The sequence below is a fragment of the Streptomyces humidus genome (assembly GCF_014649655.1).
GTDB lineage: Bacteria > Actinomycetota > Actinomycetes > Streptomycetales > Streptomycetaceae > Streptomyces > Streptomyces humidus.
The window spans coordinates 1-10,090 of the sequence record NZ_BMTL01000081.1; the positions used below are offsets into that span (position 1 = coordinate 1).

At 75.3% G+C, this 10,090-nt stretch carries 1 protein-coding gene; it reads left to right on the forward strand.

Annotation, left to right across the window (positions count from 1 at the left end; translation table 11 throughout):
• Window positions 1-10,090: type I polyketide synthase (locus tag IE239_RS40830; RefSeq protein ID WP_190154514.1), on the forward strand; the 10,090-nt coding region annotated here is incomplete at both ends.

The following is a 10,090-nucleotide window of genomic DNA, read 5'->3' on the forward strand; positions in this document are numbered from 1 at the left end:
GTCGTGGCGGACGTGGAGTGGGGGCGGTTCGCTCCCGCGTACACGAGCGTGCGTCCCAGCGCGCTGCTGACCGCACTCCCCGAAGCACACACCGCCCCCGCAGACGCCGGGAGCCCGGATTCCCCTGCCGGTGAGCCGGCCGGCTCGGCGCTGCGCGACCGTCTCGCCGGACTGCCCGCGACCGAACGCGACCGTGCCCTGCTGGAATCGGTCCTCGCCGGCGTCACCGCGGTGCTCGGCCACGCCGACACCGCGGCGGTGGAGGCCACACGGTCCTTCCGGGATCTGGGCTTCGACTCCCTCACGGCCGTCGAGCTGCGCAACCGGCTCGCCGCCGAGACCGGGCTGAAACTCCCCAGCACCCTCGTCTTCGACCATCCGACGCCGACGGCTCTCGCACGCCTCCTGCGACAGGAGCTGTTCGCCGACGGCGCCGCAGACCGCGCGACCGACGCGCCGCCGACCGTCCCGGCCGTGACGGCCACGACGGACGACCCGGTCGTCATCGTCGGCATGGCCTGCCGGCTGCCGGGCCGGGTCGAGGGCCCGGACGACCTCTGGCGGCTGGTCACCCAAGGCGCCGACGCGATCCGCGAGTTCCCCACCGACCGCGGCTGGGATCTCGACGCCCTTCACGATCCCCTGGACGGCGGCCGGAGCCACAGTCACACCCGCGCGGGCGGATTCCTCCATGACGCCGGACAGTTCGACGCCCTCTTCTTCGGCATCTCGCCCCGCGAGGCTCTCGCCGTCGACCCGCAGCAACGGCTGCTGCTGGAGACGTCCTGGGAAGCCCTCGAACACGCGGACATCAGGCCGGGCTCGCTGCACGGCAGCCGCACGGGCGTGTTCGTCGGCGCCGGCAGCTCCGGATACGGCGCCGGACTCCGTGAGGTGCCGGAGGGGCTCGGCGGGCAACTGCTGACGGGGGTCGCCGGCAGCGTGGTCTCCGGCCGCGTCGCCTACACCTTCGGCTTCGAAGGCCCGGCCATGACCGTGGACACCGCCTGCTCGTCCTCCCTCGTGGCGCTGCACCTCGCGGCGCAGTCGCTGCGCTCCGGTGAGTGCGACCTGGCGCTGGCCGGCGGTGTGACCGTGCTGGCCGACCCCGGGGCGTTCGTCGAGTTCAGCTCCCAGGGCGGGCTGGCGGCGGACGGCCGGTGCAAGGCGTTCTCCGAGGAGGCCGACGGCACCGGATGGGCCGAGGGCGTGGGCGTGCTCGTCGTGGAGCGTCTCTCCGACGCCCGCCGCAACGGGCACCGGGTGCTGGCCGTGGTGGCCGGCACCGCCGTCAACCAGGACGGCGCCAGCAACGGCCTGACCGCGCCCAACGGGCCCGCCCAGCAACGGGTCATCCGTCAGGCGCTGGCCGGGGCCGGGCTCGAGCCCGCCGACGTCGACGCCGTGGAGGCGCACGGCACGGGCACGAGACTGGGTGACCCCATCGAGGCGCAGGCACTCCTCGCCGCCTACGGCCAGGACCGTGAACAGCCTCTGTGGCTGGGCTCCTTGAAGTCGAACATCGGTCACACCCAGGCCGCCGCCGGTGTCGCCGGGGTCATCAAGATGGTGCTGGCCATGAACCACGGCCTGCTGCCGCGCACCCTGCACGCCGAGCGGCCGTCGAGCCACGTCGACTGGACGGCCGGCCAGGTGAGGCTGCTGACGGAGAACACCGAGTGGCCGCAGCCCCGGAACCGTCCCCGGCGAGCGGGCGTGTCGGCGTTCGGCGTGTCCGGCACCAACGCCCACGTCGTCCTGGAACAGCCTGCCCCGGACCTGACCGCCCCCGAGGGACCGGCTCTCGTGGAGCCCTCCTCCGAGGAGCATGTGGACGGGGCCGGGCCCGAGCCGACCGCCCTGGTGCCCTGGACGGTCTCCGGTCGCAGCCGGAGCGCGCTGCGCGCCCAGGCCTCGAGGCTGGCCGACCACGTCGCCGGCCGCCCCGGCACGACGGCGGTCGACGTGGCAGCCTCCCTCGTCTGCTCCCGCTCGGCGTTCGAGCACCGGGCCGTGGTGTGGGGCGAGAACCGCGAGGACCTGCTGCGCGCGCTGCGGACGGTCGCGGACGGCGAGCCGGCCGACGGCGCCGTCGTCGGCTCGGTGCTCCAGGACGGCCGCACGGCGTTCCTCTTCGCCGGGCAGGGCTCGCAACGCCCGCGGATGGGAAGCGAGTTGTACGAGGAGTATCCGGTCTTCGCGGACGCCTTCGACGCCGTGTGCGCCCACCTGGACACCGAACTCCCGCGTCCGTTGCGTGAGGTGGTGTTCGGCGACGACGCGGACGTGCTGAACCGTACGGAGTTCGCGCAGCCCGCGCTCTTCGCTCTTGAGGTCGCTCTGTTCCGGTTGCTGGAGTCGTGGGGTGTCCGGCCGGACGTGCTGCTGGGCCACTCCATCGGTGAGCTGGCCGCCGCGCATGTGGCGGGTGTGTGGTCGTTGGCGGACGCGTGCCGTCTGGTGGCGGCGCGCGGCCGGCTGATGCAGGCCCTGCCCGAAGGCGGGGCGATGGTGTCGCTCCAGGCGCCGGAGGACGAGGTGCTGGCGTTGCTGGCGGGCCGGGAGGCCGAGGCCGGCATCGCCGCCGTCAACGGGCCGCTCTCCGTGGTGGTCTCGGGTACCGAACACGCGGTGAGCGAGATCGCCGCGGCCGTCGCGGCGCTGGGCAGGCGCACCCGGCGGCTGCGGGTGAGCCATGCCTTCCACTCCCCGCTGATGGAACCCATGCTCGCCGGCTTCCGCGCCGTCGCCGAGAGCATCACGTACGCCGCGCCGGACATCCCCCTCGTCTCCGACGCCACCGGCGCCCCCGCCACCGCCGAGGAGGTCACCTCCCCGGAGTACTGGGTGCGCCACGTGCGCGACGCGGTCCGCTTCGCCGACGGCGTCCGCACCCTCGCCGACCTGAACGTCTCCCGCTGGGTGGAACTCGGCCCCGACAGCACCCTGACCACGCTCGTCCAGTCGTGCCTGCCCGCCACGGACGCTCTGCAGGCGCCCGTGCTGCGGCCCGACCGTCCCGAGCGGCGGACCCTGCTCACGGCCGTCTCCGCCCTGTTCACCGCGGGCGTCGACGTGAACTGGACGGCAGCCCTGCCGGCGCTGTCCGGGGCACGGCGCGTCCCCCTGCCCACCTATGCCTTCCAGCGCAGGCGCTACTGGCTGGAGGTGCCCGTCGCGGCGGGCGACGCCTCCTCGCTGGGGCTCGACGCCACCGGTCATCCGCTGCTCACCGCCGCGGTGCCGGTCGCGGGCGGCGACGCGGTCGTGCTGACCGGCCGGCTGTCGCTGCGCTCGCATCCGTGGCTGGCCGACCACCGGATCGACGGGGCCGCCGTGGTGCCCAGCACCGCCTTCCTGGAGCTCGCCGTCCGCGCGGGCGACCAGGTCGGCTGCGACGAGGTCCGCGAACTCGCCCTGGAGGCGCCCCTGACGGTGCCCGAGCGCGGTGCGGTGCGGCTTCAGGTCCGTGTCGACGAGCCGGACGCCAGGGGCACCCGTGCCCTCACCGTCTACTCGCGCCCGGACGGCCCGCACTCCGACGACTCGCGGTCCGACGACGTCGAGTGGACCCGGCACGCGGCCGGCCTGCTCGCGCCCGGCCGCGGGGCCGCGGAGCGGGACGCCCACGCGGACGAAGGAGCCGACTTCGCCGTCTGGCCCCCGGCCGGAGCCGAACCGGTCGTCGTCGCGGACCTGTACGAACGTCTGGCGGCCGACGCCGGTCTGGAGTACGGCCCGTCGTTCCGCGCCCTCACCGCCGTTTGGCGGCACGGCGACGACGTGTACGCCGAGGTCGCCCTCGACGGGGAGACGCGCGAACAGGCCCGGCGCTTCGGACTGCACCCGGCCCTGCTCGACGCGGCGCTGCATCCGCTCGGCCTCGGCCTGCCGGAGGGACTGGGGGAGGGGCTGCTGCTGTTCGCATGGCAGCGCGCGACCCTGCTCGCCGACGGCGCCGCGACGCTGCGCGTCCGGCTGGCCCGGTGCGGCGAGGACGCGGTGACCCTCCGGGCCGCCGACGCCTCCGGGCAGCCGGTCCTCACCGTCGAGTCGCTGCGTCTGCGTCCCGTCTCCCCGGCCACGCCCGCGCCGGCCACGCCCGCCCAGGTCCCCACGACCACCGGGGACCGTACGGACCCGGCTGCCGTGGCGGACCGCGCCGACCCGGGCGCCGCGGACGACGGCACGGACGCGGCCCGCGACCCCGGCGCCCTCGCCGAGGCCGCACGTTCCGCCGCCCCGGCGCGGCCCGGACGCCGTCGTACCGCCGACTCCGGCGCCGCGGCCGAGGAAGCGAGCCTCCTGGACCGGCTCGCCCGGCGGTCCGCCGCCGAGCGTCAGCGCGTGCTGCTCGACCTGGTGCGGCGCAAGGTGGCCGCCGTGCTCGACTACGTCGACCTCGACGAGGTGGAGCCCTCCCGCGTCTTCAAGGACCTCGGCTTCGCCTCCGTCACCGCGGTGGAACTGCGCAACCGGCTCGGCGCCGACCTGGGCGTCCTGCTGCCGGCCACCCTGGTCTTCGACCACCCGACACCCCTCGCGCTCGCCGCGCACCTCGACGAGGAACTGTTCGGAGCCCGGGCGGACGCAGCCGCGCCCGCGGCCCGGCGGACCCGGCCCGACGACGATCCGATCGTGGTCGTCGGCATGGCCTGCCGCTATCCGGGCGGCATCACCAGCCCCGAGGAACTGTGGGACCTCGTCGCGAACCGCGGCGACGGCATCTCCCCGCTCCCGGCCGACCGGGGCTGGGACCTCGCTGCGCTCTACCACCCGGACCCGGACCATCCGGGCACCTGCTATGCCCGCGAGGGCGGATTCCTGCACGACGCCAGCCAGTTCGACCCCGGCTTCTTCGGCATCTCCCCGCGCGAGGCGACGGCGATGGACCCCCAGCAGCGGCTGCTGCTGGAGACGTCGTGGGAGGCACTGGAACGGGCGGGCATCGACCCGGCGTCCCGGCGCGGCAGCCTCACCGGTGTCTTCGCCGGCGTCACCTACCAGGACTACATCGGCATCCTCGGCGCGGCCAAGGAGAGCTACGAGGGCTACATCGGCACCGGCAACTCGCCGAGCGTCCTGTCCGGCCGCATCGCCTACACCCTGGGGCTGGAGGGCCCCGCGCTGTCCGTCGACACCGCCTGCTCCTCGTCCCTGGTCGCCCTCCACCTCGCGGCGCAGTCGCTGCGGCAGGGCGAGTGCGATCTCGCGCTGGCCGGCGGTGTCACCGTCATGTCGACGCCGGGCTCCCTCATCGAGTTCAGCCGGCAGCGGGCCCTCGCCGAGGACGGCCGCTGCAAGCCGTTCTCCGCGGCCGCGGACGGAGCGAGCTGGGCCGAAGGCGTCGGCATGATCGTGCTCGAGCGGCTGTCCGACGCCCGGCGGAGCGGACACCCGGTCCTCGCCGTCGTCCAGGGCAGCGCCCTCAACCAGGACGGCGCCTCCAACGGGCTGACCGCGCCCAACGGACCCTCGCAGGCCCGGGTCATCCGTGCCGCGCTGGCCGGCGCCGGGCTCGAGCCCGCCGACGTCGACGCCGTGGAGGCGCACGGCACCGGCACGACGCTGGGCGACCCGATCGAGGCCCAGGCGCTGATCGCCGTCTACGGCCAGGACCGCGCCGAGGACCGCCCCCTGTGGCTGGGCTCGCTGAAGTCCAACATCGGCCACTCCCAGGCCGCGGCCGGTGTCGGCGGCGTGATCAAGATGGTCATGGCCCTCCGCAACGGCCTGCTCCCCGCGACCCTGTACGCCGAGACCCCGACCCCCGAGGTCGACTGGTCCGCGGGGACCGTACGGCTGCTCGACGACCCGGTGCCGTGGCCGCGGACCGACCGTCCGCGCCGCGCGGGCGTCTCCTCGTTCGGCATGAGCGGCACCAACGCGCACGTCATCATCGGGCAGGCCCCCGACGACGCGACGCCGCACGACGCGACGCCGCACGACGCGACGCCGCACGACGCGACGCCGCACGACGCGACGCCGCACGACGCGACGCCGCACGACACTGCCGGGCAGGCCGCGGCCGGCTCCGCACGGCACGGCGCCACCGAACCGCCGGCCGAAGCAGTCGCCGCCCCCGCCTCCGCCTCTGTCCCTGTACCGGTCGTACCGGTCCCCCTGTCCGCCCGCACCACCGGCGGGCTGCGCGCCCAGGCCGGCCGTCTCCTCGCCCATCTGCGCGAGCACCCCGCACCCGGCCTCGCCGACCTGGGCCTGTCCCTGGCCACCACCCGCACCTCCTTCGAACAGCGGGCGGTCGTGCTCGCCTGCGACGAAGAGGGCCTGGTGCGAGGGCTGCGCGACCTCGTCGAGGACCGCATGGTCAGCGACGTCGTCCGCGGCCTCGACCGGCGCGGCACCGGACCCGTGCTGGTCTTCCCAGGCCAGGGCGCCCAGTGGCCCGGCATGGGCCGCGAACTCCTCGACACCGCACCCCAGTTCGCCCGCCGCATCGCCGAGTGCGAGCAGGCGCTCGCGCCGTACGTCGCCTGGTCCCTGACGGCCGCCCTGCGCGGCGGCCCGGACGCCCCCGATCTCGACCGGGTGGACGTCGTCCAGCCCGTCCTGTGGGCCGTCATGGTCTCCCTCGCCGCACTCTGGCGTTCCTACGGCGTCGAGCCGGCCGCCGTCGTCGGCCACAGCCAGGGCGAGATCGCCGCGGCCGTCGTCGCCGGAGTCCTGTCCCTGGAGGACGGCGCCCGCGTCGCCGCCCTGCGCAGCAAGGCCATCACCGCCATCGCGGGCGACGGCGGCATGATGTCCGTCCCGCTCCCCGCCGACGAGGTCCGCGCCAGGCTGGAAGCCTACGGAGACCGGCTCTCCGTGGCCGCCGTCAACGGCCCCGGCTCGGTCGTCGTCTCCGGCGCGGCCGACGCCCTGGACGAGCTGTTCACCGCACTGACCGGTGACGGCGTCCAGGCCCGCAAGGTCGCCGTGGACTACGGCAGCCATTCCACACACGTCGAACCCGTCCGCGAGCAGGTCCTCACCGCACTCGCCGGACTGCGGCCGACGCCCGCCGGGATACCGTTCCGCTCCTCGGTGACCGGCGACTGGCTCGACGACGACACCGTCGCGGACGCCGCCTACTGGTACACCAACCTGCGGGAGACCGTCCGCTTCGAGGACGCCGTCCGCGGCCTGCTCGCCGCCGGACACCGCTCCTTCATCGAGGTCGGACCCCACCCCGTCGTCGCCTTCGGCCTCCGCGACACCATCGAGGACGCCGACGTCGACGCCGTCGTCCTGGGCACCCTCCGCCGCGACCAGGGCGGCCTGGACCGCTTCCTGACCTCCCTCGCCGAGGCCCACGTCCAGGGCGTCGCCGTCGACTGGCACACCGTCTTCGCCGGAACCGGCGCCCGCCGGGTCGACCTCCCGACCTACGCCTTCCAGCGGCTGCGGTTCTGGCCCGAACTCCGGGACGCGGAGCCCGCCGCGGAGGACGCCGTCCCGGCATCGGACGAGGCGGAGAGCCGCTTCTGGCGGACGGTGGACGAAGAAGACCTCGCCTCCCTCACCGCCGCCCTCGACCTCGGCGGCGACGCGCCGCTGCGCGAAGTGCTGCCCGCGCTGTCCGCCTGGCGGCGCACCAGCAAGGAGCACTCCACCGTCGACAGCTGGCGCTACACCGTCGGCTGGACCCCGCTCACCCAGGACACCGCTGCCGCGCCCCCGTCCGGCACCTGGCTCCTCGTCCTGCCCGCCGCCGGCCACCCCCTGGCCGACGCCACCCGGCGGACGCTGACCGACCACGGCGTCACCGTCCGGGCCGTCACCGTCGACGGCGCGGCGCCCGACGCCGACCGCGCGGGACTGACCGGCCTGCTGACCGCCGCGCTCGCCCCCACGGACGGCGAACCCGCCCTGGAACCCGCCGACCTCGGCGGAGTGCTCTCGCTCCTCGCCCTGGACGAGACCCCGCACCCCGACCACCCGGCGGTGCCCGCCGGGCTCGCCGGCACACTCACGCTCGTCCAGGCCCTCGGCGACGCCGGAGTCAGCGCGCCCCTGTGGTGCGCCACCCGGGGCGCCGTCGCCCTCACCGCCTCGGAGACCGTGCTGAGCGCACCGCAGGCCCTCGTCTGGGGCTTCGGCCGGGTCGCGGCCCTCGAGCACTCCGACCGCTGGGGCGGCCTGATCGACCTGCCCGCCACCCTGGACCGCCGGGCGGGCGACCGGCTGTGCGCCCTGCTCGCCCGGCCCGACGGCGAGGACCAGACCGCCGTCCGCGCCTCCGGCGCCTACGGCCGCCGCCTGCTGCGCGCCCCGCTCGACGGCGCCACTCCACCCGGTGAGACCTGGCGTCCCCGCGGCACCGTCCTGATCACCGGCGGCACCGGCGCGGTCGGCGGACACATCTCCCGCTGGCTCGCCTCCCTCGGCGCCGACCACCTGCTGCTCACCAGCCGCCGGGGCGCCGAGGCGCCCGGCGCCGTCGAACTGTCGGCGGAGCTGACCGCGCTCGGCGCCGGCCGCGTCACGCTCGCCGCCTGCGACGTCGCCGACCGCGACGCCCTGCGCGAGCTGATCGGATCGATCCCCGAGGAACACCCCCTCGACGCCGTGCTGCACATCGCCGGCTCCCTCGACGACGGCGTCATCGACGCACTCGACCCCGGCCGCATGCAGCCGGTGCTGCGCACCAAGACCACGGCCGCGGTGAACCTGCACGAACTCACCGCCGGGCTCGACCTGTCCGCCTTCGTCCTGTTCTCCTCCACGTCCGGCACCATCAGCGGCCCCGGCCTCGGCAACTACGCCCCCGGCAACGCCTTCCTGGACGCCCTCGCCCAGCAGCGCCGCTCCCGCGGCCTGCCCGCCACGGCCGTCGCCTGGGGACACTGGGCCGACGGCGGCATGGGCGACGGCGCGGTCGGCGACCGCCTGCGCCGCTACGGCGTCTACGACATGCGGCCCGAGCTGGCCTGCCAGGCCCTCCAGCAGGCCATCGACCACGGCGAGACCCACCTCGCCGTGACCGACATCGGCTGGGACCGGTTCGCGCCCGCTTTCACCGGCTCCCGGCCCAGCGCCCTCCTGCGTGAACTGCCCGACGCCCGGCGCGCACTCGCACCGGCCCGTGCCACCGCCTCCGGCCCGGCGTCCGGCGACTCATTCGGCGGCGGCGACGACGGCACCGACCAGCCCGCGCTCCGCCGCCACCTCGCCGGCCTCGCCGCCGACGAACGGGCGGACGCCGTCCTCGACGTCGTCCGCGGCTACGTGGCCACCGTGCTCGGCTACCCCGGGCCCGAGGCGGTCGAGCCGACCCGCGCCTTCAGCGACCTCGGCTTCGACTCCCTCAGCGCCGTCGAACTGCGCAACGGCATGAACAAGATCACCGGGATGAGGCTCCCGGCCACGCTGGTGTTCGACTTCCCGAACTGCGCCGACCTGGCGCGGATGCTGCTCGGCGAACTCGGAACGGCACCCGGGGAAGACCGCCTGCCCGCCACCACGCGGTCCACGGCCGAACCCGCCTCCGTCACCGACGACCCGGTCGTCATCACCGCGATGAGCTGCCGCTTCCCGGGCGGGGGCGACACCCCCGAGGCCTACTGGCGGCTGCTCGCCGACGGCGCCGACGCCATCGCACCGTTCCCGGCCGACCGCGGCTGGGACGTCGACGGCCTCTACCACCCCGACCCCGACCATCCCGGCACCTGCACCGCCCGGGAAGGCGGATTCCTGCGGGACATGGCCTCGTTCGACCCCGCCTTCTTCGGGATCTCGCCGCGTGAGGCACTGGCGATGGATCCGCAGCAGCGGCTGCTGCTGGAGCTGGCGTGGGAGGCGTTCGAGCGGGCCGGGATCGACCCGACGACGCTGCGCGGCTCCCGCACCGGCGTCTTCGCCGGCACCAACGGCAACGACTACGTCCCCCTCCTCGTCGCCTCCGGCGAGGACGTCGGCGGCCATCTCGGCACCGGCAACGCGTCGAGCATCGTCTCCGGGCGGGTGTCCTACACGCTCGGGCTGGAGGGTCCGGCGGTGACGGTGGACACGGCGTGTTCGTCGGCTCTGGTGGCGTTGCATCTGGCGGTGGGGGCGGTGCGTGCGGGTGAGTGTGAGATGGCGTTGG